Source organism: Nakamurella aerolata, assembly GCF_013002705.1.
In the GTDB taxonomy this organism is placed as follows: domain Bacteria; phylum Actinomycetota; class Actinomycetes; order Mycobacteriales; family Nakamurellaceae; genus Nakamurella; species Nakamurella aerolata.
In genome coordinates this window covers 1-23,587 of record NZ_JABEND010000003.1, presented here as the reverse complement: position 1 = coordinate 23,587, position 23,587 = coordinate 1, and the positions used below count along the sequence as shown (strand labels likewise).

The window sequence follows — 23,587 nt, the reverse complement described above, 5'->3', positions numbered from 1 at the left end:
GCGGCCCGGCAGCCGGGCACGGGGCCAGTCGGTGGGTGCCCGGGTCGGCCCGGCCGCGGCGCTCAGGCTTGGAACACCCCGCCGGAGCGGACGGTCACCGGTACCGCCGGCAGTGGTTCGGTGGCGGGCCCGTTGACCACCGCGCCGGTGGTGGCGTTGAACACCGAGCCGTGCAGCGGGCAGCGGGCGTCGGCGCCGTCCGGTGCCACCGTCCCGCCCTTGTGGGTGCAGGTGGACGAGTGCCCCATCACCGTGTCGCCGGTGCGGGCCAGCAGCACCTTGCCGCTGACCAGGCAACCGCCGTCCGGAATGTCGCTGACCGCGGCGAGCTGAGCCTGGCGGTCGGCGCCGCCCGAACCGCCCGGCTCCGAGGTGCTGCTGGACGGTGACTCGTCGGATCCGCTGCTGCATGCGGCGGCCGTCGCGGCCACCGCCAGTCCCGCGGCGGCGAGCGCCGAGCGGCGCGACCAGCCCTGGCGACCAGCGGCACCCGAGCCGCCGACGCAGGCCGTGCAACCGGCGCCGGGGTCGAGCCCGGGTTCGGTGCCGGGTTCGGTGCCGGTGGTGGCAGTGGTGCCGGTGGCGGCACTCGCCGTCGCCGTTGGTGCTGTCGGGGCGGCGGGTCCGCCGACTCGCGAGGTGAGGTCGGGTGCTGCCGGGATGACGGTGTTCTGCTCAGGCATGACGCTCCTGTCGGGTCGGACCGGGCAGGGCCCGGCGCCGGATCGATGGACCGGATCACCCACTGGCACGGCCGGGCAGCCCGAACGGTTCAATCGCCTCAGCGACCGGCCGGAACGTCCTGACCTGCCACGGGAAGGCAGCGGCGGGTAAAGCTAGGTGCTCGCACCGGCTCCCCGCGCCCACGTCCGGCCGGGTGGCATCGTCACGTCCGGCCGGGTGGCCTCGGCGGGTGAAGCCGGGGCAGCGGTTTGGGGGTTGAGGGCGAAAATCTGCGGCAACGGCGTCGTTGCCGGGGAAAAGTTGCGGCCACCCGCGCTACCCGGTGAGTAACCGAAACGTCACTTCACCGTCACCGGCGGTGCCGGTTTCATCGCACCGGGGTCGTGTCGCCGCCCCGGGATGACGCTTCGTGTACCGCACTCTCCCCAGAACGAGCGACTGTGTTGTGCCAAAACAGCTTTCGTTCCTACGGTCGGTGAACCGCTGTTCACGACGGCGGGTTACCCATCCGGTGGGGGCCTGCAGCTCCGAAAGGTGTTGCAGCGAAACGAGAAAGGAAATCGCGTTGAAGCGATTCACTTCTGCAGCAGTGCTGACCACCCTCCTTACGGCGTCCGCCGCGGTGGCGACGGCCGTGCCGGCCGCTGCCGGACAATCGGGACAGGCGGGACAAGCGACCGCGCAACGAGCCGCGGTGAGTTCCGCGGAGCAGCAGGACGTCGTCAAATACTGGACCAAGGATCGGATGCGCAACGCCATCCCGATCGAATCGAAGTACAGCCTCAAGCTTTCCAAGAGCCAGGCGCAGGCGCTGAAGAAGAAGCCGATGGCCGGGTCGGCGGCCACCCAGCAGACCCCGCAGCCCCGGATGGGCAAAGTGTTCTTCACCCTCGGCGGTGCCGATTACGTCTGCTCGGGCACCGCCACCAACAGCACCAACGGCTCCGTGGTGACAACGGCGGGCCACTGCGTGAACGAAGGGCCGGGCGCATACGCCACCAAATTCGCTTTTGTCCCGGCGTATTTGAACGGCAACGCCCCGTACGGAACCTGGACGGCCAGGGCGCTGGTCACCACCAACGCGTGGAAGAACTCGGGTGACTTCAACTACGACGTCGGCTTCGCCATCATGAACACCAACGGCGGCAAGACGCTCACCGGCGCCGTCGGCGGTTACCCGATCGCGTTCAACCAGGCCCGCGGCGGCAGCTACACCGCCTATGGATACCCGGCGGCGTCGCCGTTCAACGGCCAGACCTTCTGGTCGTGCCAGGGCACCGTGATGAACGACACCTACGGCGGCTCCAACGACCAGGGCCTGCCCTGCAACATGACCGGCGGCTCGTCCGGTGGTGGTTGGATCAAGAACGGAAACCTGAACTCCGTCAACAGCTTCGGCTACACCGCGATCCGAGATGTGATGTGGGGGCCGTACTTCGGCAGCACCATCCAGTCCACCTACACCACGGCAGCCAACTCCTGATCCAGGTCTGACGCTGCTACCTGCGTGATCCGCCCGGCTCCTCGCGAGCCGGGCGGATCGCGTTATTCCCCTGAGATCGTGTTATTCCCCCTGGTACGTCCCGAAGCTCCACTGATTGCCCTCGGCGTCCCTGACGGTGCATTCCCGGCCCCCGTAGTCCGGATTGTTCGGCGCCTGCACCGACCGGCCGCCGGCCGCGATGGCCGCGGCGTGCACCCGGTCCACATCGGCGTCGGTTTCCACCACGCAGTAACACTGCGCCCGGCCCACTCCGTCGACAAAACCGGCGGTGTCTGGAGTGCCGGCTGGGTCGGCGGTGTCTGCAGTGTCTGCGGTGTCGCCGGTGTCGGTGGTGCGTGGCCGCTGCTGGCCGAACATCACTCCGCCGGTGTCGCGCCAGTTGTACTGCGCGTGCACCACCACGGCGTCGGCGCCGTCGCCATCGGTGTAGATGGCCGCCCGGGTGAAGCCGACCGCCTCGAGAAAGGCGATGCCGCGGTTGACGTCGGCATAGGCCAGGACGTGGAAAAGCGTGCGGTTGCTCATGTTTGCCATGATGCGCGCTGGCCGACAGCCAGGTCTTGAAGAAATGTGTAGTCCGTCCGCCGGGTCTGGGTCGGCGTCCGGCCAGCCATCGAGCGGAACTCCCTGGTGAGGTGCGCCTGGTCGGCGAACCCGGCGCCGGCTGCCACCTCGGCCAGCGGCACCGCCGCGTCGGCGAGTTTCCTGGCGTGGTCGAACCTGGCGATCCGTGCCGCCGCTTTGGGTGAAACCCCGTACTCGGCAAGGAATTGCGCGTGCAGCTGCCGCCGGCTCCAGCCCACCGCGGCGGCCACCGACGCGACCGGAGCCGTTCCCCGGCTGCGCGTGACGAGCCGCCACGCCTGCTCCAGCTCCGGCCTCGCCCGGCGAAAGTCGTTGCCCAGCCGGTCGATCAACAGCTGTTGCAGTGCGCCGGTGCGCTGACTCGGCGGCAGCTCCGCCAGCCGCTGGTACTGCGCGTCCGGCAGTGGGCGATCCAGGTCGGCCAGGCCCTCCACCGCGTTGGCGAAGGCACCGATCGGTGCGCCGAACAGCGCCCGCACCCCGAGCGGGGTGAGCGTCAGTTGGATGCCGTGTTGGTAGCCGTTGGTGCGGATCAACGCCGGTCCGGAGTGCAAACCCGACGCCGACGTCCAGTGCCGCTGGTGCCGGTGCGGATCGGCCAGCCAACCGACGTCGAGCGGTTCGTCGAACGCGACGATCACGGTGGCGTACGGCGACGGCAGGCCCAGGTGCACCTCGTCATGGCGATGTGTGCTTCGGTACGGGACGCAGCGCACCACCAACCCGGCGAGCGCCGGATGGATCGGCAGGTCGATGAGCGCCGCCATGCCGGACGACGTTACCCGCCTGGCAATCGGGCAGCTCGGAGAGGTCCAGCGCCGGCGAACGGGACACCACCGGAGAACGGAACGGTGCCGCCGAAGGGAAGTGCCTTGCCGACAGGCGAATGCTGCTGACCCGACGCCGCTGCCGATCCGACACCGCTGCTATCCGACAATGCTGCTGATCCGACAGCAGACGATCCGCAACGTTGTCGATCCGACGCCGCTGTCGATCCCGCAGCACTGTCGATCCCGAACGCTGCGGAGCGGTGAACCGCGGTGGTGCCCCCAGCTGGATTCGAACCAGCGACACCCGCTTTAGGAGAGCGGTGCTCTATCCCCTGAGCTATGAGGGCCGTGCCGGATCAGGGTACCCGGCGCGGGCGCTGCGCTTGGCCGCCGAGTGCGGTGGCGGCCGCACCTCAGGTGCCCGTGTCGCTGACGTAGACCTCGGTGCGGCCGGCGGCCGGGCGTTCGGCCTGCCAGTCGGTGAACACCCGCAGAATGGCGCGGTAGCCGCTCGGGTCGGCGTCGCGTAACCGGGCGACGTCGCACCACCACAGCGGTGGAGCCGTGGCCGGCCGGTCGCGCAGGCAGTCCAGCAGCGCGTCGAGGTTGCCGCCGAAGTAGTCCGGGAAGTGCAGCGCCGCGGCGAATGCGGCGAGCGAGGCGGCGGTGCTGGGTGCGGCCGGCACCCGGACGGCGCCGAGCCGCTCGGCCAGGGCGGCGGCCGAGTCGGCGGGCAGAAAGGTCGTCACGTCAAGGTCATCCTTCGCGATGCGGTGCTGCCCGGTGCAGCGGGCAGCGGCGGGTCGGCACCAGCGGGTCGGCACCGGCGGGTCGGCACCGGAGGGTCGGGCAGCAGGGGTCAGCCGCGGCGGTCGATGGCGGCGGTCCGGTGGCTTCCGGGCGTGCGCAACAGACGCGCTCGGCCGGCGTCCGGCAGCGGAGCTCGGGCACCCTGGCCGAGCCGGTCAGCGGTCTGGTTGGTGGCACCGTGGTTCACCCAGCACACTAGGGGCATGGACATCTTGCCCGTGGTCGGGGACATCACCACACGTCACGTCGACGTGATCGTCAACTCGGCAAGTTCGAGTTTGCTCGGTGGTGGCGGGGTCGACGGTGCCATTCACCGGGCCGGTGGCCCGGCGATCATCGCCGAGTGCCGGCAGATTCGGCGCGACCGGTTCCCGGACGGCATGCCGGCGGGCGAGGCGGTCGCCACCACGGCCGGCGACCTGCCGGCCAAGTGGGTGGTGCACACCGTCGGCCCGGTGTACGACGCCCGCCGCGACCAGCGGGCGGTGCTGCGCTCGTGCTACCGGCGCAGCCTCGAGGTGGCGGACGAGCTGACGGCGAGCAGTATTGCGTTCCCGTTGATCTCCGCCGGCATCTTCGGCTGGCCGGTGGAAGATGCTCTGGTGCAAGCGTTTGCGGCGCTGTGCGGCGCCGACACCGGGCTGGAGCAGGCCGAGCTGGTGCTGTTCAGCGACGCCACCATGACGATCGCCGAGCAGGTGCTCTACGGCGACGAAGCCTGACCCTCGTCAGCTGCCGCCCGAGGCCGGCCCGGCGGCGGGCGGGCGTGGGTCGGCTGGGTCGGGATCGTCGGCGCCGCGGGCTTGCAACGCCTCGCCCATCGCGTCGGCCACCCGCAGCGTCCTGACCACCGCCGGCACCGCGATCGCCCGCACCGACCAGCCGGCGCCGCGGGCCTTGCGGGCCTGGTTCACCTCATCGATGACGCCGGCCAGCAGCGGAACACAGCGGATCGTCATGGCCAGCACCAGTGCGATACGATCGGGGTCGATAGCCAACCGCCGCAACGGTTTCCGGCGCAGCGGCGCCAGCGCCCGAGCCACCAGGTCGAGCGTGTGGCTGACCCTGGTGGTCAGGGTGTAGAGCGCGGCCAGCGCGACGGTGACGGACAGCACAAGGCAGACCCGCAGCGCCGTCGGCCAGCCGGCGATCAGCAGCTGGATCACCGCGACGAACAGCAGCATCCACCGCAACGGCCGCAGCTGAGCCAGCAGCACCCGCATTCCGAACCCGCCAAGCAGATACAACACCAGCGTCAGGGCCGCGGCGATGGCCAGCTGCCACCACTGCCGCAGCAGCAGCGCCGCGGTGACGGCGACGGCCATGCCCAACAGCTTCCAGCCGGCCGGAATCCGGTGCAGCACAGAGGTTCCCGGCTGGAAGACACCGATCGGTCCGCCCCGGCTCATCGCCGGCCCCTCACGAGCCCAACACCAGCTCGTGGTAGCGGGCCAGCGTCGGCTCGGGCGGCCCGTCCGCGGCGATGCGGCCCTCGTGCACCACCAGTACCCGGTCCATGTCGGTGAGCAGGTCCAGTTGGTGCGTCACCAGAATCAGCTGCACCGGCAGCTCACGCAGCAGCGCGTTCACCATGCGGGTGTTGCGCAGGTCCAGCAGCGTTGTCGGCTCGTCGCACACCAGCGTCTGCGGGTCGCGGACCAGCATCGCGGCCAGCGCCAACAGCTGCTTCTGCCCACCGGACAGCAGGTGCGTCGGGTGGTCGGCGTGCCCGGCGAGGCCGAACTGCCGCAGCGCGTTGTCCACCCGCTGCTGCACCTCAGCCTTGCTCAACGTGCTGCGCCGCAACGAAAATGCGACATCTTCCGCCACGGTTGGCATCACGATCTGGCTGTCGGGGTCGGTGAACACGAAGCCGACCTGGCGCCGCACCGCCGCGCCGTGCTTGGCCACGTCCAGCCCGTTCACCAGCACCCGCCCGCTGTCCGGGGTCACCAACCCGTTGATCATCCTGGCGAGCGTGGACTTGCCGGAGCCGTTGCCGCCGACCACGCCGATGCGGTGTTCGGTCAGCCTCAGGTCGATGGTGTGCAACACGGGACGCTCGCCGTAGGCGTGCGAAACACCGTCGAAGCGGACCTCTCCGGTGCCGCCGGTGCCGCCGGTGCCGCCGGTGCCGCCGGTGGCGCCGGTGCCCGCCGCGTCGCCGCTCACGGCCGGCTCGGCTGGTGCGGTGGGCTCGGTGGGCTCGGCCGGCTGGGCGTGCCTGCAGCGCTCAGCGTTCGGCCCGGTGCTGCGTCTGGGCACCGTCGGCGGTTGCGCGAGCGCCCGCATCCGGCCCGCCAGGCAGCTGCCGACGGCGCGGCGCGGCCAACAGACCGGGGTAGGCCCGGTGCACCTGCTTGGCGGTGAGCGCGGTGACCACCACCTTGATGGCATCGCCCGGCAGGTAGATGCCGGAGCCGGCGATCGCCGTCCAGAGCGGGGTTTCGGTGCGGATCGCCTGCCACGGAATGCCGATCAGGTAGACGCACAGCACGCCGCCGACCGCGGTCGCGAGAATGCCCAGCCACAGCGGGTAACGCGGCAGCAGCCGCTTGGTCAGCGTGCCGACCACAATGGCTCCGAGCAGCCAGCCCCACAGATACCCGGACGTCGGTGCCGCGAACACCGCGCCGGGGCCGCCGCGGAAGCCGGCTAGCAGCGGCAGCCCACACGTGGTCAGCGCGATGAAGGTGAGGACCGCGAGGCCGCCCTTGCGCGCGCCGAGCATGGCGCCCGCCAGCATCGGCCCGAGGCTCTGCAGGGTGATCGGTACGGCGTTGCCGCCAAGGTAGAGGGTGCCGGGTAGGCCGAGCGCCGCGATCAGGGCGGCGAAAACGGCGATCTGGGCGAGGTCGCGGGCAGTGGACCGGGGGCTGGGCATGGCGCTCCTTGACTGCTCGGGTGTTCGGTTGTCCGTCCGCCGGGGCGGCAGCCGCCTGTCCCGCTGCCGTGCGGCCGGGAAAGGTGACGTGCGGCGGTCATACCCTAGCGAGCAGGACCGCGTGACGAGGCAGCAGGAGGTGAGGCCCGTGCTGGTGCTCGACATCCCGATCGAACGCCGGGTGGTGACGGTGCGGCGGGGCGACCGGCAGCAGCGCATCTCGCTGCTGCTGGCCGGTAACCCTGGCCCGCGGCCGCCGGTGCTGGCCGTCCATGGCCTCGGGTCGTCGGCGGAGGACACCTGGCAGCGCACCGGGCACCTGCTCGGGCTGGCGCGGGCGGGGCGCTGGGTGATCGCCCCGGACCTGTTGGGGCACGGGCAATCCGACGCCCCCGACGACCCGGCGGAGTACACCGTGCCCGCGCTCACCGAGTGGCTGACGGGGGCGGTGACGGCGGTGCTGGCCGAGCAGCCCGGCACGTCGGTGCCGGATCGGCTTGACCTGCTGGGCTACTCGCTGGGTTCGCGGCTGGGCTGGACGCTGCTCGCCGGTGGCCCGGTGCCGGTGCGCCGGGCGGTGCTCGGCGGGTTCGACGGGCGGGCGCTGCTGGCCGAGGTCCCACCCGAAGACTTGCCGGCCGCTCCGCCGGCGGTGCTGGCCGGGCTGGACGGCACCCCGCGCGCCACCGGGCGGCCGGAGCAGCCGCTGCTGTTGGTCGCCGGAGCCGACGACAAGGTCGCCGCCGGGGCCGAGCGGCTCGCCGCGTCGTTGCCGGCCGGCCAGTTCTTGTCGATCCCCGGCCGCGATCACGTCAGCGCCGTGACCGCGAGGGCGTTCCGGCACGGCGCGGTCGACTTCTTGGCTTCGCAAGCTTGTACCTGAGCTGCCTCCAGTGGCGCAGAACCGGCGATTTCCCGCGGTTGTGCGCCACTGGAGGCAGCTGAGGTCGAAACTGCGGGCGGCAGTGGCGGCCGGTGGAGTTGACCGGCGGCACCGACGGCCCGGCGTGGCCGGGCCGGATCGGCGGGTCGGCACCGCCATCGTTACGCTGACCAGCAGCCACGGCCGACGCCACGAACCGTCGGACGCAGGTCGGCCCAACTGCCGACATTCCACCGAGTGCACGCGACGCTCAGCCGAACAGGAGAGTGCAGTGACCAATCCCGCGACCAGCCCCGCCGGACGCGCTTTGATCGTTTCCATTTCCGATGATCTGGTGCACGGCCAGGACGACGGTGGGGCGGCGGCGCTGGTCACCGAGTTGCTCACCGAGGCCGGGTTCGTGGTGGACGGTGCGCTGGCCGTGCCGTCGGAAGCGGTCGACATCAGGTCGGCGCTGAACACCGGCGTGATCGGCGGCGTCGACCTGCTGGTCACGGTCGGGGGCACCGGCGTCACCCCACGCGATGTCACCCCGGACGTCACCGACGAGGTGATCGACCGGAAGCTGCCGGGCATCACCGAGGCGGTGCGCTGGTCGGGGATGACGGCCGGTGTGGTCGACGCCGTCGTTTCCCGCGGGGTGGTGGGGGTGTCCGGCTCGACGCTGATCGCCAACATCGCCGGCTCGCGGGCCGCCATCAGGGACGGCCTCGCGACGCTGATCCCGTTGGCGCGCTATGTGATCGAGGAGTTGTCCGACCCGGCCGTCGAGTAGCCGACCACTCACCCAACCGCACTCCCGTGGATCCATCGGCCGCCGATCCATCGGCCGCGGGTCCATTGGCCGCAGGTCCATCACCAGCGAATCCAGCACCAGCCAATCCACCACGGCGCCCGGCAAGGTCCAGCAAGCCGCCCACCAAGCACAGTGGCCCCGCCGGAACTGGCGGGGCCACAGTGTTGTGCCAGCTGGTGTTGTGCCGACTGGCGTTGTGCCGGCTGGCGTCGGTGATCTGTCGGGGTGATCTGTCGAACGGGTTGCCGGGCCTGACCAGTGGCTGGTCACGGCTGTCGCGGCGGGTTGTCGCAGCGGCGGGTTGTCGCCGCGGCGGGTTGTCGTCGTGACCGGGCCGGCGGCTACTTGTTGTCGAGCCGGTCCTTGGCGGCGTCGGCCGCGTCCGAAACCTTGTCGGCCACCGTGCCTTTCGCGTCGGCCGCGGCGTCGGAGACGGCGTCACCGGCGTCTTTCGCGGCAGCCTTGGCGTCACCGGCGGCATCGGAGACGGCATCGCCGGCGTCGTTCGCGGCGCGCTTGGCATCGTCGGCGGCGTCGTCGTCACCGAAGACCTTGTCCTTGAGGTCGCCAGCAACGTCCTTGGCCTTGTCGCCGATGTCCTCCGCGACGTCCTTGGCCTTGTCCCAGGCCGGACCGGCCTTCTCGCCGATGTCGTCGGCGACGTCCTTGATCTTGTCGACGGCGTCGCTGGCCATTTCCTTGGCCTTGTCGATGAAGCTCATCTGCTCGGAACACCTTTCGTGTTGAACTGCTCGGGGGAGTGGGGAATGGGAGGGAGTCTGCGAAGCCACCGGTTGCGCGGCGGACGATGATGATGGTGATGAACCTACCGGGCCGTAGCACCGACGGCACTGACAACACCGGCGGCACCGACAACACCGGCGGCACCAACAACACTGACAACACCGGCGGCACTGACAACACCGGCGGCACCGACAACACCGGCGGCACTGACGGCCACCGTGGGAGCAACAGCCGCACCCGCCCGGCCGGCGGCGACGGTGCTGCTTCCGCGCGGGACGCTGACGCCGCTATCGCGGCCGCCCGCCGCCGGCTCGCCGAGACGCTCGGCGCGCAGCTGCTTCCCAGCACCACCGCGGACGAACGCGGTGATGACCCGCGCGAGGACCAGCGCGGCGGCACCGGCCGCGGCGCCGACCCGCAAACCCGTTGGCTTCATGAAAACCGGCCGCCACACCACGATCGTTGAGATCGCGGTGCGGCGGCCGGTGATCAGGTCGCGCCGGAGGATGCTGGGCGTCCTGCTGGTGGTGAGCCCGGAGACGCGACGAGCGTCGCCGGAGGCTCGGACAGCGCAGTGCTGCGGCTGGTGCCTTGGCCTAATTACAGAGCCTTGCCGCCACCCTGCTGAGCGCTCAGCAGATCGCGGATCTCGACCAGCAGCTCTTGCTCGGAGGCCGGCTCCGGGTCCTCGATGATGCCAGCGGCGGCACGCTTGGCGGCGCGACGCTCGTTGAGCTTATTCATCGGGACCACGAACACCAGGTAGACCACCAGCGCGGTCAGCAGGAACACGATGATCGCGTTGATCACCGCGGAGAAGTCCATGTAGGTGTTCTCCTTGCCGCTGCGGACGAAGAACCCGAGACCGGCCGAGCTGGGTCCGGTGAAGGCGTTCAGGATCGGGGTGATGATCGAGGTCACCACGACGTCCACCACCTTCTGGAATGCGGTACCGATGACCACGGCGATCGCCAGTTCGATGACGTTGCCGCGCATGATGAACTCTTTGAAGCCCTTGATCACGCCGTTGCCTCCTGTGTGGGGGCGCACCAGATGCGGCGCCCGTGCGGGTGGCACACTACCCAAATTTGAAACATTTGCTGTGAACGGACTCGGCTCTGCTGGTGACGATTCACATACTTTTTGGAATTGCATTTCACTTGGCCTACGCACGGTAGGCAGGACCCTCGATACATGCATCCTTTCAGGTGAATCGTACCGCCAGACGGCCGCTCAGACTCGCTGAAGCGAGCGCGTCGGCGTCTTTCGCAGACACAGCCAGCAGGCATCCAATCGTGTGGGTAGTGCCACTTCCGGCCGGTCCCGGCCGGTCCGGTGAGCGGGCTACCGAGAGCAGCACCGCGTCCGGAGTGATCACCCTGCCGGCCCCGGCGTCGTCCACCGCCAGCACCGCAAGGTGCACACCGGGAACCAGCAGGCCGCCGGGACCCGGATCGGTCAACCGCACCGGAACCGCCACCCGCCCACGGCCCGGCTGCGGACCGGTCGCCGGCACCACGGCGGTATCGGTGAGGATCTGGCCGCGTCGGACGCCGGCAGCGAGCGGCCGGCCCACCAGCGTGGCGACGTCGGCGACGGCACCGTCGGGTGGATGAGAATCGGTGCGGCGCTGCACATCTTGGGCGGCAAGGACGGTGCCGGGCGGCAGATCGCGCGCCGCGGTCAGCACCCGCACCCCGTCGGACGCCGGTGGCGGTGCCAATGCCAGCACCGCGGCGACCAACACCAGCAGCAGCGCCAGCGCGCGGCGCAGCGTCCGGAAGTGCTTGCCGCCGCGGCGATGGTGACGCAGCGCGGCGCCGACCCGCTCCGGCCAGCTGGGGTGCAGCTCGCGCTGCGACGATCGGATCGAGGTGCTGCCCGGTGCGCGGGCCGAGCGCCGCTCGCCGCGAGAACCCTTGTGGCGCAGCAAGAATGCGCGCTCGGATCGGATCGGCTCAGCGGTGGCGATGGACATGCACCGACGCTAGGGCGGCTACCTCACCTGCACCAGCGATGTCGATCGGCTGTTGATGGATTTCGCGGGTGTGGACAGGCCGCCGCGCGACCTGTGGACAACCCACAGTCGAAGCCTCGCGGGGTCCAACCCCGGGCGGCGGTGCCAAGCCGCGGTTCCGGTGCGTTGCGGTGTGGGTCGGCGTCGCAGGCGTTCAGCCGGTCAGCTGGACGGGGAGGCCGCCTTGCTCCCGGCGGACGACGACGATCCCGCTGTGCTCTTGGAGTCCGACTTGCCGGATGAACCGCTGCTCTTGTCGGAGCTCTTCGCCGCCGCCTTGTCCTTGCCGGAACTGCCCGAGCCGCTGGAGCTGCCCGAGCCGCTGGAGCTGTCGCTGGAGCCGCCGGAACTGTCCGTGCTCTTGCCCGACCCGGACCCCGACCCGGAGCCGCTGCCGGCCCGCGAGTCGTTGTGGTACCAGCCGCTGCCCTTGAACACCACGCCGACCGAGCCGTAGTGCTTGCGCAGCGACCCGCCGCATTCCGGGCAGGTGGTCAGCGGGTCGTCGGTGAACTTCTGCACCGCCTCCAAGTGGTGCCCGCAGTCCCGGCAGACGTATTCGTACGTGGGCAAGAGCCACCTCCATCGAACGGCGCAACACCGGCCGGCCAGACCGGGCATTAGCACTCTCGCAATAAGACTGCCAACTCGCCACGTGCAACGCAAACCATGGAAGGGTTGTTCCGCGGTCCAGCGGCGCTCCCCGGGTCAGCCGCGGTGCGCCCGCGGGTGACGGGTTGCCAGGATGGCCGGCGCGATCGCCGATTCGGTGCGGGCGTGCGCCCCTCGGGTGACGGGTTGTCAGGGTCAGCCGCCGAGTGCGGTCAGCCCGCCGCTGGGGGTCACCGCGTACTGCACCGGCCGATCGAACACCTCCACCGGCAAGGGTTCGGGCACCAGCTCGTCGTCGAACAACACCGCGATCAGCAGCGGCGCCCCGCCCGACCCGTTCGCCCCGCCTGACCCGTCCGACCCGTCCGTCCGGCCAGACTCGTCCGGGACCGCCGGCCCGCCAGATCCGCTCGACCCCTCCGGCACCGGCGGCCCGCCAGACCCGCTCGACCCGCCCGGCACCGGCGGCCCGTCCAGTCCGCCCGGTGCCGGAGCGACGGCATCGTCCAGCAGCGCAAGGCTGCGGTCGTAGTAGCCGCCGCCGCGGCCCAGCCGCCGGCCCGCGCGGTCGACCAGCAGCGCCGGCGCCAGCACAGCGGCCGCGTCCTTGATCGCCGCCGCGCCCAGATCGGTGCCGGCCAGCTCGTCGAGACCGTGTGCGGCCGGCCGGATTTCGGCGCCGGGCCGCCACTCCCGCCAATCCAGCGGCTCGTCCGGCCTGGCCACCGGCAACAGCACCCGCAGCCCACCGGCGGCCAGCAGCGCGGCCGCGTCCGGCGGCAGCGGCTCGCTGCCCAGCGGCAGGTAACTGCACACCGTCACGGTGCCAACAGCGGGCAGCACGTCCGGCAACCGGCGCAGTGCCGCGGCGATCCCGGCGCGCGCCGCTGACCGTTCGGCGTCGGTCCGTCCGGCCCGGCGCCGCAGCGCGGACCGGCGCAGCACCGCCTTCTCCGATCGGAGACGATGCGTTGCCCCGGCGCGCTCGGTGTTGCCATCCATCTGCCCATGCTGACCGGCGCGCTAGCGTAGGGCCACCCCGACCCCGACCCGCCGCAGGAGCCATTGGATGCGATCGGTGACCGAACAGCTGGACACGGTGCTGTCTGCCGCGGTCCCACCGCACCCCGTCCGGGTGGCGATCTCCGAGGCGCAGGGCCTGCTGTGCGCCGAAGAGGTGGTGGCCAGCTCCGCGCTGCCGGCGTTCGACCAGGCCGCCGTTGACGGCTACGCGGTGCGCTCCATCGACGTGCAGGGCGCCAGCGAGCAGGTGCCGGTGTCGCTGCCGATGGTCGGTCAGATCCCGGCCGGCTCCCGGTCGGCCCACCGGCTGCAGCCGGGGCAGTGCGTTTACGTCGACACCGGCGCCGCGCTGCCCACCATCGCCGACGCCGTCGTGCCGCTGTCCGGTGCCGAACCCGAGGGTGGCGCCAGGGTGCGGATGACGCAGTCGGTGCGGTCGGGTCAGTACGTCCGCCGCACCGGCGAGGACGTCCAGCCCGGCGACGTCGCGGTGCGTTCCGGCGCGTTCATCGGCGCGGCCCAGGTCGGCCTGCTGGCCGCTGTCGGGCGCGACAAGGTGTTGGTGCACCCGCGTCCGCGGCTCACCGTCATCTCGCTCGGTGACGAACTGGTCGACGTCTCGCGCAAGCCGGGGCCGGGACAGGTGTACGACGTCAACTCTTTCGCGCTGGCCGCGGCGGCCCGCGACGCCGGCGCCGAGGTGACAAGGGTGGGCATCGCCGGTGACGACCCGCGCCGATTCGCCGAACTGGTCGAGGCAAGGGCGCTGGTGTCCGAGGTGATCGTCATCGCCGGCGGTGCCGGTGGCCGGTACGCCGACCGGGTCACCGAGGCGCTGGCCGACCTCGGCGAGATCGACCGCACCAGAGTGGCGATGCAGCCGGGCTCGACGCAGGCGTTCGGGCTGCTCGGCCCCGACCCGAAGGTGCCGGTGTTCATGCTGCCGAGCAACCCGGTGTCGGCGCTGGTGGTGTTCGAGGTGATCGTCCGTCCCGTGGTGCGGCTGATGCTGGGCCGGCGCAACCCGTACCGGCGCACCATCACCGCAAAACTGTTGGCACCAGTCACTTCTCCCGAAGGTAGGCGGCAGTTTCTGCGCGGTCAGCTGATGCGCGACGACAACGACGAGTACGTGGTGCACGTGCTCGGCGCCGGCGGCACCCATCTGCTCGCGTCACTGGCGGAGGCCAACTGTCTTGTGCTGATTGACGAGGACACCACCAAGCTGGCCTCAGGGGCTCGAGTGGCGGTGTCCTTCCTGGCGCAGCGACCATAGGGCATGCAGGCCATTCTGGGCGGGCCGAGCGGTGCACTGCCCGCGTCGCTCGGGCCGGCGATGTCCGGCGCAGGGCGGGTGACGCTGCGACCGCTGCGCCGCAGCGACGGAGCCGAGTGGCGCCGCATCCGGATCCGCGACGAGAAGCTGTTGCGGCCATGGGATGTCAGCGGGTCGATGACGTGGGAGCAGCGGCACTCCCGCCCGGAGTGGCGCCGGCACCGGGTACAGCTGCAGCAGGCCACCGCGCGCGGCGAGGCCTTCGGGTTCGCCATCGAGGTTGACCCGGGATCGGCCTCGGGGGAACCGGCCGAACGGTTCGCCGGCCAGGTCACCTTCGGCGCCATCCAGCGCGGTGCGCTGCGGTCGGGCTGGGTGGGCTATTGGGTGGATTCGGAGCTGCACCAGCAGGGGGTGGCTTCGGCCGCTGTCGCCATCGGGGTGGACTACGCGTTCACCTTCGGCGGGCTGCACCGGGTGGAAGCGACCATCGCGCCGGCCAACGAGGCGTCGCAGAAAGTGGTGCGGCGCTTGGGGTTTCGTCAGGAGGGACTGCTCAAGCGGTACCTCGACATCGACGGGGCCTGGCGCGACCATCTGCTGTTCGCGCTGACCGTCGAAGACGTTCCCAACGGGGTGATGGCCCGGCTGCGGCACCGGACGGCTCGCTGAGAACCCGCCGGAGGTGGCTGTGGGTGCGCTGCGGTCGGCCGCTGCCGCCGCGTGTCGGCACTGAGATGGTGACCGGAGTGACTAGCGTGACGAGCACGGGTCGTCCTTGCTGATGTTCCGGCGCTGATGTTCCGGCGCCCACGGTGCGGCTGGATTCCCAGGTTGCCGCCGCGGGTCCGCCGGTTCGCAACGAGGGCCGACCCCGTGCCGTTAAGTGCCGTGGATGTTTCAGTGCCGTGAACGTCGGTGACGGAGGGGCCCCGCAGCGCCGGGCGCCCGCCCCGGACGCCGGTGCACCACGCCGTTGCCGAGGGGAGCCGCCGTCATGCCGAGTGTGCCGACCTCGCTGCTGCTGGTGCTGCTGGTGGCGGCGTGGCTCTGGGTGCTGGTGCCGATGTTTGCCCGCAGCCGCGAGGCGGTGCCGGAAAGCGACGACACTGCCGCCGGATTCCGGATTCTGCGCCGGGCCGGCCGGGTCCGGCGCAGCCGCGCCGGCGCCGCCCGAACCACCGGAGAGGTCGAGACCGTGCAGGACAACACCATCGATGCGCAGCAGCCACGCGAGCGCGACGACGCCGACGAGCGTTGGGCCGAGGCCGACGCCGCCGATGCCGATCAGTGGGACGGCTACTCCGATGATGCCGATGCCGCTGATGCCGTGGATGATGCCGCTGCCGATGACGCGGACGCCGCGGCTGGTGCTGGTCGCTCCGCTGCCGCTGGTGCCGCTGGCGCCGACCCCGATGAGGCGCCGACCCAGCAGCTGCCCCGGCTGCGCGATGCCGATGCCGATCCCGATGCGGCCGACCCGGCCGACCGTCCGGTGCGGCGGCACAAGCCCGGCCGCGGCGGGTTCGACCCCGAGCACGCGGCGGCGACGGCCAGGTACAAGTACCGCCGCCGGCGGCTGATCACGCTGGTGCTGGCCGCGGTGACGGCGGTGCTGTTGCTGGGCGCGGTAGTGGTGAACGGGTCGCTGTGGATCGGTGTCGTCGCCGGCGTGCTGTCGCTGGCCGGGTACCTCGGCTACCTGAGCCGAACCGTGCGGATCGAGCGCGAGATTTCCGAGCGGCGGATGGCGCGGTTGCGTCGGGCCAGGGAACTGCGGCCCTACGAGGTGCAGCAGGCCCAACCGCAGTCGCCGTACCAGCGGCGTGCGGACCAGCAGGGCGCCGCCCGGAGGCTGGCCGCGGAGGCTGCGTTGGCGGCGCCCGCTGTGCCGGTTGCTGGCGCGGCGGATCAGCCGGCCGCCAGCCAGGTGCCGCCGCACGGGCGCACGGTGGTGCGCCGCGGCGCGTCCGATGGTGCGGCCGACGCTGTGACTGCTGGGGCTGTTGAGACTGGAGTGGCTGCACGGACGGAGCCGGGCCGCTACACGGTTGTCGATTTGGACGACGACGACCCGGCGTTCGATGATCTGGACATGTACGAACCTGTTGTTTACCGGCGCGCTGCAGGCCAGTGACGTCAAGACCGGAAGCCAGACCGCTGGCGTCCGCGCCGTACACCCAGAGCTCCGCCAGCATTCGATTCGATTGGGGGCTGCCCGGCGCCCTCGCGGTCGCCCAGGGCACCCAGATCGTCGTGGTGGTGGACGTGCTGTCGTTCACCACGGCACTGTCGGTGGCCACCGAGGCGGGCATCGAGGTGTTCCCGTACCGGGTGCGCGACGCATCGGCGGCGAGTTTCGCCGCCTCCAGGCAAGCCGTGTTGGCGGTCGGCCGCTCGGAGGCTGGCAGCGCCGGCGTCAGCCTTTCGCCGTTGTCGGTGCAGGCCGCGTCCCGGCCCGGCGGGGTGCTCGCCGACCGCGGCCGGCTGGTGCTGCCGTCGCCGAACGGTTCGGCGATCTCCCGTGCGTTGTCCGAACGCGGCGTGATGGTGATCGGCGCCAGCCTGCGCAACGCTCCCGCGGTAGCACTCTGGGTGAAGCGGCACGCCGCCGGCGCACCGGTTGCGGTGGTCGCGGCCGGCGAGCGCTGGCCCGGCGACGCGCTGCGACCCGCCGTCGAAGACCTCTGGGGCGCCGGTGCGGTGATCAGCGCGCTGAGCGGTGCGCCGTCGCCTGAGGCCCAGGCCGCGGTCGCGGCCTACCGGCAGGTCGCCGCCTCACTGCCCCGCGCGCTCGCCGCCTGCGCGTCCGGCCAGGAACTGATCGCCGACGGCCACGGCGACGAGATCGCGCTGGCCGCCGAGCTGGGCACCTCGGTCGCGGTGCCGGTGCTGCAGGGGGAGTGCTTCCGCCCGGCCTGATTCCGGTGCTCGGGTAACGGCTACTCAAGTTTCGGGGACGGTCGGGTGGCGGCTACTCAAGTTTCGGAGCGCTCGACGGCGGTTCTGGGTGGATTTCCCGTCCGTGCGGGCGTTCAGCGCTCCGAAACGTGAGTAGCGCCGTGGTGGCGGGTCGGCCGGCGTGGGCGCGGAAGGAAGAATGTGCGCCTCGAACCGAGTTTGTGCAGGTCGACCTGGGCAAACCCGGTTCGAGCTGCCGATTCTTCTCGTGGGGCGCGGTGGCCGCCTCGGCGCTGCGCGTATCGGGTCGGGGATTGGTCGACGTGCTGTGTGGACGACGCCGATGCGGACGGTCGGGTGGCGGCTACTCAAGTTTCGGAGCGCTCGACGGCGGTTCTGGGTGGATTTCCCGTCCGTGCGGGCGTTCAGCGCTCCGAAACGTGAGTAGCGCCGTGGTGGCGGGTCGGGCCGGCGTGGGCGCGGTGGAAAAATGTGCGCCTCGAACCGACTTTGTGCAGGTCGACCTGGGCAAACGCGATTCGAGCCGCCGATTTTCTCGTGGACCGTGGAGGCCGCGGTTCACCGGCGGGGCGAGGCCGCGTTGCCGGCGGTGGCGGGCCCGGCGGCGTCGATCCGAGCGCCGCCAGACTGATAGCATCGTGAGGCTCACGCAGTCGAGGTGAGCATGGGGCTGTAGCGCAGTTGGTAGCGCGCTTCGTTCGCATCGAAGAGGTCCGGGGTTCGATTCCCCGCAGCTCCACGAGTTCTAATAGGTTGCCGGTATGTGCCCAGGCGGACACCTATCAGGCGCTGTTAGAACCCGGAACGCCCACTCCGCCTCAGTCGTCAACTCGGGCACGGCGCCGGCTGGACCGCCCGGTAGTACGGCACTGCCCATGTGTGGCATGTTCTCTAGGTGGTTTCGGGTGAAGATCTCTGTGTAGATCGTCCGGTCCTCCAGTGTCGGCTCTTGCCGTCGAGCCTGAGCTCGACCCAGCGTGGATCTCTGGTGTTATGGCCACTCGTCGCAGATCGGCCGTGATCTCTCGCAGGTGGATCGGCCGGATCGCGCTGAGCCGTTCTGCGACCAGCTCGCAGTCGATGTGGCTGTAGGGCTTGACGGTCCGGTCGAACTCGATCGTTACACTCGGCGGGCGCGCGACGCGTATGGGGGCCTGCTGCAGACACAGTCGACCCTGGCGGGAGATAGGTAGTCGACGGCGAGTCGCATGGTGCTCGCGTCCCGGCGGAAACCCGAACCGGGCGCGTCTCACGCTGATAACGTCACGTTCTGTGAGCAGCCCCGACGCCAACCGCTTCAGCGCCGCGGGGTCGACGCTCGGGTATCTGGCTCAGGTCGAGTACGCGCTGCTCATTGCCCTGCAGCGCATGGACGGCGACGTTGAGCTACGGTTATCCATCGAGACGGCCGACGACATTACCTTCGAGGTCGAGGGGTCGCCGCGCGAGTTGTGGCAGTCGAAGCATCACGTTTCTCGGCACGGGTCGCTCGGGGATGGCAGTCCGGACATCTGGAAGACCCTGCACAACTGGATTGAGACCGCAGGTGATGGGTCCGCATGCTTTTTGATCACCACCGTGACGGCACCTGCGGGATCCGCGGCGCGCCTCCTCGGCCCATCGCGGGGCCCGCAGGACGTGCTCGCAGCGCGAGACAAGCTGGACGCGATTGCTCGAGAAGCAGGTAACAAGGCACACGCTACGTACCACGCAAGATATCTCGGCTTGACGGACGACGAGCGGCTGGAACTGCTCGGTCGCGTCACCGTCCTTGAAGGGGCGGTTGACGCGGCAACGCTGACGGATCGGCTCGTCGGTTCGGTGCGAAAGTCTACGACCGCCCAGCGTCGTCTGCCGCTCGTCGAGCGGCTCCGCGGGTGGTGGTACAGACGGGCCTTGAGTCACCTCTCCCTCATTGCCGGCGGCACGAGTGACTGGATCAACCTCACAGAGATCGAGGACCAATTGCTGTCGATTGCGCAGTCGCTGCGCGACGACAACCTGCCCCTTGACTACGGCGATCAGCCTGAGCCGACCAAGAGCGAGGTGGACGAGGACGACCGCGTCTTCGTCGAACAGCTGCAGATCATCCTGTTGCATCACGAGCGCATTCGGCAGGCGGTGTACGACCACAACCGGGCCTTCCTGCAACGCTCCCGATGGCAGCGCGAGCAACTCCTTGCGATCGGTGAACTGGATACCTACGACCGGCGCCTTATTGAGGAGTGGAAGCGCGTCTTCCTACCCCTGGTGGAGCCCTCCGGGTATAGCGCGATCAGCGACGCGGACAAGCGCCGCGGTGCGCAGCAGCTTTATCTCAAGCTCCAAGAGCGAACGCTTCCTGAAATTCGTGCGGAGGTGCAGTCCGGGTATATCCCTCTCGGTTCGCTCCATATCCTCGCCGACCGGCTTCAGGTTGGCTGGCATCCCGACTGGATTGACCTGCTGAAGCACCGTCTGGACGAAGCGCAGGGGGTGGCGTGAGTAGCCCGACTACCGTGCTGGATTCCGAGACCAGCACGCTGTTCAATCCGGCGTTTTGTGCCATGGTGCTCAATAAGGCATGTGCGGCGTTTGATGTGAAGGCCGGCGAAGCGATGCCGGTCACGTTCGGATTCCTGATCTTGCCCAGCGCGCTGCACAAGCCCATGCGTGACGGACTGCCGTCGACGACGGCGTCCTCGATGTGGAGTTGGCTGCGGGCCAATCCGGTGCTGCTTATGGACCTTGCCGACCGCGTCCGGACCTTCCGACCGTTCACGGCAGCTGGAATCAGGTACGGCTTGACGCGGGGTGTACTCACCGGGTCGCCGGGGATGATCGCTGCGGGCAATATCGGCCGCCGTCCGCGCACTCTATACCCTACCGACGACTGGCAAGCCTGCGTCAAGGCATCCGAATTTCTGGGCCGATGGTTCGGCGGATCAGATGCCGACGAAGCCACCACGCTCGCGCAATGGGGGGTACGACCGTGATGCAGCTCGACGCTCTGATTCTCTACAACGCCGACGGCGAGCTCCGCCCGATACTTTTCCGACCTGGACGCCTCAATGTCATCACGGGCGAGTCGGGCACCGGTAAAAACAGCCTCATCGGCATCCTTCGGTTCCTCTTAGTCAGCGACAGCCCGCACGTGCCGCTCGGCGCCATCCAGAACACCGTGGCCTGGTATGGCCTCTTGGCCCATGTGGGCGATACCCACTTCTTCGTGGGGCGTCCCGCGCCGGCGCACGGCGCCACGACCACGCAGGCGATGCTCTCGATCGGTGAGACCGAGATCCCGCCGTTTGAGGCGCTCGATGCCAACACGAACATGAGCGAGGTCGTGGACTACCTCGGTGGCCTTATTGGAATCGAGGAGAATCTTCACGTCCCGCCAGAAGGCCAGACGCGGCGCTCGCTGGCCGCGAACCTCCGGCACGCGCTCTACTACTGCTTCCAGGGCCAGGGCGAAGTCGCGAACCCCGACATCCTGTTTCACCACCAGAATCGCGAGTTCCAGAAACAAGCGATCCGCGATACCTTGCCGTACTTCCTCGGCGCCCAGAAAGCCGATGCACTTCGCAAACGAGAAGAACTCACCGACCTTCGTCGTGAGATCCGGCGACAGAGGCTGCAGCTCGACGAAGCACGGGCGGCTCGCGATCTGGGCGTGGGCCGGGCCGCGGGGCTCCTTGCCGAAGCGCGCGCGAGCGGCCTGCTCCTCAGTGATGTCGTTGCGAGGAGTGTCGGTGACGCCTTCGAACTGCTGTCGGCGGTGATTGAGGAGGAATCGCCGCCCCTCAGCGTTGACGATGTCGATAGCTCTGATGAGTCGGAGCGCCTCATCGCTCGTCGTGCTGAGCTGCGGAAAACGTTGCGGGAGATCAACGACAAGATTCGTGGCCTCGACGACTTCGCCCGTGTCGGTACGGAGTACGGCGCGGAACTGAACGAGCACCGTGTCAGGCTCGCGTCGATCGGGCTCATCCCCGACACGACCGATCCAGAAGCTGTGTGCCCGGTCTGCCAGAGCTCGCTCAGCGACACCGCGACGCATGCGGCCATCGAACATAGCCTTGGGCGCATTGCCCGGCGGATCGAACTTGCTCGGCGTGACCAACCCCGGATTACCAGTGCGCGTACTGGCCTGGTTCAGGAGCGCACCAAGGCGAAAGCCGAACTTGCAGATACCGATTCAGCGCTCGAAACCCTGGCCCGTACCGATGACCTTCGCACCGCCGCCCAACGGACCTGGGATCAGCAGAGTTTCGTTCGAGGTCGGATCGCCCAGTATCTAGATACCACGACGGTCGAGAGCGATGAGGCGATCAGCGCCTTAGAACGTGTCGTCGTCGAGCTTGAGGAGAAGGCGGCCAGGCTGACCGAAGAACTCGACCCCGAGGCGCTGCGCTCGGCGGTCGTTTCCATCCTGAACATCGTCGACGTAGCATGACGACCTTGGCGCAGTCACTGCCGCTTGAACACTCCGACCACGGCGTCCGCATCGACCCCTACCGACTCACCGTCGTCGCAGACACGCTCCATGGCCCGGCGTACATGGATGGGGGGGCGATCGGGAGTGGCATGAGCTGGGTCGGCTACCACCTGACGGCCTACCTCGCGCTGCAGGAGTACTTCATCGAGATGAATCGGCCGGTGCCTCGGTTCATCGTCTTCGACCAGCCGAGCCAGGCCTTTTTCCCTCGTGACCGGACGACCGGGGGAGATGTGGCGAAACTGTCGGACACGGATCGCGACAACACCCGCAAGTTGTACAAGCTGATGTACAACGCCGTCGCTCAAAGCGAAGGCCGGCTGCAGATCATCGCCTTTGACCACGCCGACTTCAGCGATCCGTGGTTCCAGGAGTCGATCATCGAGCTGTGGTACGACGGCACCGCGCTGATCCCGCGCGAGTGGTATGCCACAGCGCCAGACGCGCAGCCTCCGCTCTCAGCGGCCGGACCTGGTGCCAATGATGCATAGGTATCGCGGTTCACCTGCATGACGAGCGTTCCTCGTACGATGCACTCGTGACGAAGCGCATCTCGACGGAGGCCTACCAGGCGCTTCGAGACGCGCTTGCAGTGGTGACCTGGTACAGGCGACCGTTCCAGGCGCTCGTGACGATGTCACTCCGCGACAGCCCGGAGCTGGTCGCTGACCTCAACTTCACGTCCGACACCAAGCGGAACGTTGCCGACGAGCTCGTGCAGCGGTTGGTCGTCCAGGAGAATCGATACCAGGACGTGGCCATCCTGTTCATGCTGGAGATTGCCGCCATGACGCGGTTCCCCGACATCGAGCAGCTGCCTGAACCGGATAGGACAACTCGACTGGCTGACGCGCGGCAGGCAGTTGCGCGCCTCCAAGAACTCACCGAGCAGTTCAGCGAGCGGCTGCAGGAGCAGGAAGGGCTCCAGGCCGAGCGTGAGGCGAACAAGGTGCAGGCCGACGCCCTGCGCAGGTTCGAGGACGATATCGCCGAGCTGAAGGACCAGTTCCTGGAGCTTCGGGCCGCGGTGGATCCGCACCAGCGTGGGTACGACTTCGAGGAGCTGCTATCGGAGCTGTTCAAGTTGTTCGACATGGAGCCGCGACTGGGCTACCGGACTGAGACAGAGCAGATCGACGGCTCGCTGAGCTTCGACACTGACGACTATATTCTGGAGGCGAAGTGGATCGTGGAGCCGGTGTCGCGCGAGGCGGCTGATGCCTTCGCCGCAAAGGTTCGGCGCAAGGGCAAAAACGCTCTCGGGCTTTTCGTAGCTGTCAACGGCTTTTCTTCCGCCGCGCGCACGACGTACGCGGAGTCGACGCCGTTTATCTCGATGGACGGAAGTGACGCTTATCTGGTGCTCGATGGTCGAGTGCGCCTTGATGACCTCCTGAGGGCCAAGCGCCGCCACGCTAACGAGACTGGTTCGTGCTTGCTATCAGCGTCGGATATCCTCTCGACGCGTCAATGCGATTAACCCCGATCTTTCGTGAGTCGGTCGGGTTGGTCTGACGGGGCCGAGTCTTGATCATTTTCTCCTTTCGTTCGCTGTTGGTCGTGGCTGGATGACCGCGTGTCGCCGCGGTGGGTGCGTCGG

General features: G+C 69.3%; 26 protein-coding genes and 2 tRNA genes. 15 read left to right on the top strand and 13 right to left on the bottom strand.

Annotation, left to right across the window (positions count from 1 at the left end; genetic code table 11):
* Positions 1-62: 62 nt before the first annotated feature.
* Entirely contained in the window at positions 63-683 is a 621-nt protein-coding gene (locus HKD39_RS06260; RefSeq protein WP_171199032.1) for a Rieske (2Fe-2S) protein, read from the bottom strand.
* Positions 684-1,378: 695 nt separating this feature from the next.
* On the opposite strand from HKD39_RS06260, the gene HKD39_RS06255 reads away from it, so the two are divergent.
* Positions 1,379-2,167 carry a trypsin-like serine peptidase gene (locus tag HKD39_RS06255; protein WP_212754114.1) on the top strand — a complete coding sequence of 263 codons (789 nt, stop codon included), beginning with the start codon at positions 1,379-1,381 and terminating at the stop codon, positions 2,165-2,167.
* A gap of 81 nt (positions 2,168-2,248) precedes the next feature.
* Here the strand turns inward: HKD39_RS06255 and HKD39_RS06250 are convergent, their stop codons facing one another.
* The 4 genes from HKD39_RS06250 to HKD39_RS06235 all read right to left on the bottom strand — a co-directional run bounded on the left by HKD39_RS06250 (position 2,249) and on the right by HKD39_RS06235 (position 4,292).
* Positions 2,249-2,713, bottom strand: coding sequence for a VOC family protein (locus HKD39_RS06250; protein ID WP_171199031.1), 465 nt, complete (start codon positions 2,711-2,713; stop codon positions 2,249-2,251).
* Positions 2,710-3,540 (bottom strand): AraC family transcriptional regulator, encoded by an 831-nt coding sequence (locus HKD39_RS06245; protein ID WP_171199030.1) that lies wholly within the window; start codon positions 3,538-3,540, stop codon positions 2,710-2,712. The genes HKD39_RS06250 and HKD39_RS06245 overlap by 4 nt, the downstream gene beginning before the upstream one ends.
* Positions 3,541-3,814: 274 nt before the next feature.
* A tRNA-Arg gene (locus HKD39_RS06240) sits at positions 3,815-3,890 on the bottom strand.
* Between the two features lie 66 nt (positions 3,891-3,956).
* Positions 3,957-4,292: a barstar family protein gene (locus HKD39_RS06235; RefSeq protein WP_212754112.1), complete on the bottom strand. Its 336-nt coding sequence runs from the start codon at positions 4,290-4,292 to the stop codon at positions 3,957-3,959.
* A gap of 264 nt (positions 4,293-4,556) precedes the next feature.
* Between HKD39_RS06235 and HKD39_RS06230 the strand changes: the two genes are divergently transcribed.
* Positions 4,557-5,075: an O-acetyl-ADP-ribose deacetylase gene (locus tag HKD39_RS06230; RefSeq protein WP_171199029.1), complete on the top strand. Its 519-nt coding sequence runs from the start codon at positions 4,557-4,559 to the stop codon at positions 5,073-5,075.
* A gap of 6 nt (positions 5,076-5,081) precedes the next feature.
* Here HKD39_RS06230 and HKD39_RS06225 read toward each other — a convergent pair whose 3' ends face one another.
* The 3 genes from HKD39_RS06225 to HKD39_RS06215 form a co-directional block, all read right to left on the bottom strand.
* Positions 5,082-5,762 carry an energy-coupling factor transporter transmembrane component T family protein gene (locus HKD39_RS06225; RefSeq protein ID WP_171199028.1) on the bottom strand — a complete coding sequence of 227 codons (681 nt, stop codon included), beginning with the start codon at positions 5,760-5,762 and terminating at the stop codon, positions 5,082-5,084.
* 10 nt (positions 5,763-5,772) lie between these two features.
* Positions 5,773-6,408: an energy-coupling factor ABC transporter ATP-binding protein gene (locus HKD39_RS06220; RefSeq protein WP_343074639.1), complete on the bottom strand. Its 636-nt coding sequence runs from the start codon at positions 6,406-6,408 to the stop codon at positions 5,773-5,775.
* A gap of 178 nt (positions 6,409-6,586) precedes the next feature.
* A complete protein-coding gene (locus tag HKD39_RS06215; RefSeq protein ID WP_171199026.1) occupies positions 6,587-7,237 on the bottom strand; it encodes a biotin transporter BioY in 651 nt (216 codons plus the stop codon).
* Between the two features lie 121 nt (positions 7,238-7,358).
* Here HKD39_RS06215 and HKD39_RS06210 point away from each other — a divergent pair, with 121 nt between their 5' ends.
* Positions 7,359-8,120: an alpha/beta fold hydrolase gene (locus tag HKD39_RS06210; protein ID WP_171199025.1), complete on the top strand. Its 762-nt coding sequence runs from the start codon at positions 7,359-7,361 to the stop codon at positions 8,118-8,120.
* A gap of 271 nt (positions 8,121-8,391) precedes the next feature.
* On the top strand, positions 8,392-8,895 hold the full coding sequence (locus HKD39_RS06205; RefSeq protein ID WP_171199024.1) for a molybdenum cofactor synthesis domain-containing protein: 504 nt from the start codon (positions 8,392-8,394) through the stop codon (positions 8,893-8,895).
* Positions 8,896-9,257: 362 nt separating this feature from the next.
* Here the strand turns inward: HKD39_RS06205 and HKD39_RS06200 are convergent, their stop codons facing one another.
* Positions 9,258-9,638 carry a hypothetical protein gene (locus tag HKD39_RS06200; RefSeq protein WP_171199023.1) on the bottom strand — a complete coding sequence of 127 codons (381 nt, stop codon included), beginning with the start codon at positions 9,636-9,638 and terminating at the stop codon, positions 9,258-9,260.
* A 98-nt stretch (positions 9,639-9,736) separates the two neighbouring features.
* Here HKD39_RS06200 and HKD39_RS06195 point away from each other — a divergent pair, with 98 nt between their 5' ends.
* Positions 9,737-10,126 (top strand): hypothetical protein, encoded by a 390-nt coding sequence (locus HKD39_RS06195; RefSeq protein ID WP_171199022.1) that lies wholly within the window; start codon positions 9,737-9,739, stop codon positions 10,124-10,126.
* 134 nt (positions 10,127-10,260) lie between these two features.
* On the opposite strand, the gene mscL is transcribed toward HKD39_RS06195, so the two are convergent.
* The 4 genes from mscL to HKD39_RS06175 all read right to left on the bottom strand — a co-directional run bounded on the left by mscL (position 10,261) and on the right by HKD39_RS06175 (position 13,291).
* Positions 10,261-10,683, bottom strand: coding sequence for a large conductance mechanosensitive channel protein MscL (gene mscL / locus HKD39_RS06190; protein ID WP_171199021.1), 423 nt, complete (start codon positions 10,681-10,683; stop codon positions 10,261-10,263).
* Positions 10,684-10,864: 181 nt separating this feature from the next.
* A complete protein-coding gene (locus tag HKD39_RS06185; protein WP_171199020.1) occupies positions 10,865-11,638 on the bottom strand; it encodes an SAF domain-containing protein in 774 nt (257 codons plus the stop codon).
* A 201-nt stretch (positions 11,639-11,839) separates the two neighbouring features.
* Complete coding sequence (locus tag HKD39_RS06180; protein WP_171199019.1) at positions 11,840-12,250, bottom strand: FmdB family zinc ribbon protein; 411 nt, start codon at positions 12,248-12,250, stop codon at positions 11,840-11,842.
* 234 nt (positions 12,251-12,484) lie between these two features.
* On the bottom strand, positions 12,485-13,291 hold the full coding sequence (locus HKD39_RS06175) for a 5-formyltetrahydrofolate cyclo-ligase (protein WP_171199018.1): 807 nt from the start codon (positions 13,289-13,291) through the stop codon (positions 12,485-12,487).
* Positions 13,292-13,358: 67 nt separating this feature from the next.
* Between HKD39_RS06175 and glp the strand changes: the two genes are divergently transcribed.
* From glp to HKD39_RS19970, 10 genes are all read left to right on the top strand, one after another.
* Complete coding sequence (gene glp, locus HKD39_RS06170; RefSeq protein ID WP_171199017.1) at positions 13,359-14,588, top strand: molybdotransferase-like divisome protein Glp; 1,230 nt, start codon at positions 13,359-13,361, stop codon at positions 14,586-14,588.
* A 3-nt stretch (positions 14,589-14,591) separates the two neighbouring features.
* Positions 14,592-15,260 (top strand): GNAT family N-acetyltransferase, encoded by a 669-nt coding sequence (locus HKD39_RS06165; protein WP_171199016.1) that lies wholly within the window; start codon positions 14,592-14,594, stop codon positions 15,258-15,260.
* A 325-nt stretch (positions 15,261-15,585) separates the two neighbouring features.
* Positions 15,586-16,725 (top strand): divisome protein SepX/GlpR, encoded by a 1,140-nt coding sequence (gene sepX / locus HKD39_RS06160; RefSeq protein WP_171199015.1) that lies wholly within the window; start codon positions 15,586-15,588, stop codon positions 16,723-16,725.
* Positions 16,722-17,510 carry a 2-phosphosulfolactate phosphatase gene (locus tag HKD39_RS06155; protein WP_212754108.1) on the top strand — a complete coding sequence of 263 codons (789 nt, stop codon included), beginning with the start codon at positions 16,722-16,724 and terminating at the stop codon, positions 17,508-17,510. Before sepX ends, HKD39_RS06155 begins: the two co-directional genes overlap by 4 nt.
* Before the next feature lie 666 nt (positions 17,511-18,176).
* Positions 18,177-18,249 (top strand) — tRNA-Ala (locus tag HKD39_RS06150).
* A 533-nt stretch (positions 18,250-18,782) separates the two neighbouring features.
* Positions 18,783-19,994, top strand: coding sequence for an ABC-three component system protein (locus HKD39_RS06145; protein WP_171199014.1), 1,212 nt, complete (start codon positions 18,783-18,785; stop codon positions 19,992-19,994).
* A 14-nt stretch (positions 19,995-20,008) separates the two neighbouring features.
* On the top strand, positions 20,009-20,485 hold the full coding sequence (locus tag HKD39_RS06140) for a three component ABC system middle component (RefSeq protein ID WP_171199013.1): 477 nt from the start codon (positions 20,009-20,011) through the stop codon (positions 20,483-20,485).
* The gene (locus tag HKD39_RS06135; protein ID WP_171199012.1) at positions 20,482-21,945 is read left to right on the top strand and encodes a coiled-coil domain-containing protein; all 1,464 of its coding nucleotides are present in this window, start codon (positions 20,482-20,484) and stop codon (positions 21,943-21,945) included. Before HKD39_RS06140 ends, HKD39_RS06135 begins: the two co-directional genes overlap by 4 nt.
* 5 nt (positions 21,946-21,950) lie before the next feature.
* The gene (locus HKD39_RS06130; RefSeq protein ID WP_171199011.1) at positions 21,951-22,478 is read left to right on the top strand and encodes a DUF3732 domain-containing protein; all 528 of its coding nucleotides are present in this window, start codon (positions 21,951-21,953) and stop codon (positions 22,476-22,478) included.
* Between the two features lie 47 nt (positions 22,479-22,525).
* Entirely contained in the window at positions 22,526-23,467 is a 942-nt protein-coding gene (locus HKD39_RS19970; protein ID WP_171199010.1) for a restriction endonuclease, read from the top strand.
* Positions 23,468-23,587 lie beyond the last annotated feature (120 nt).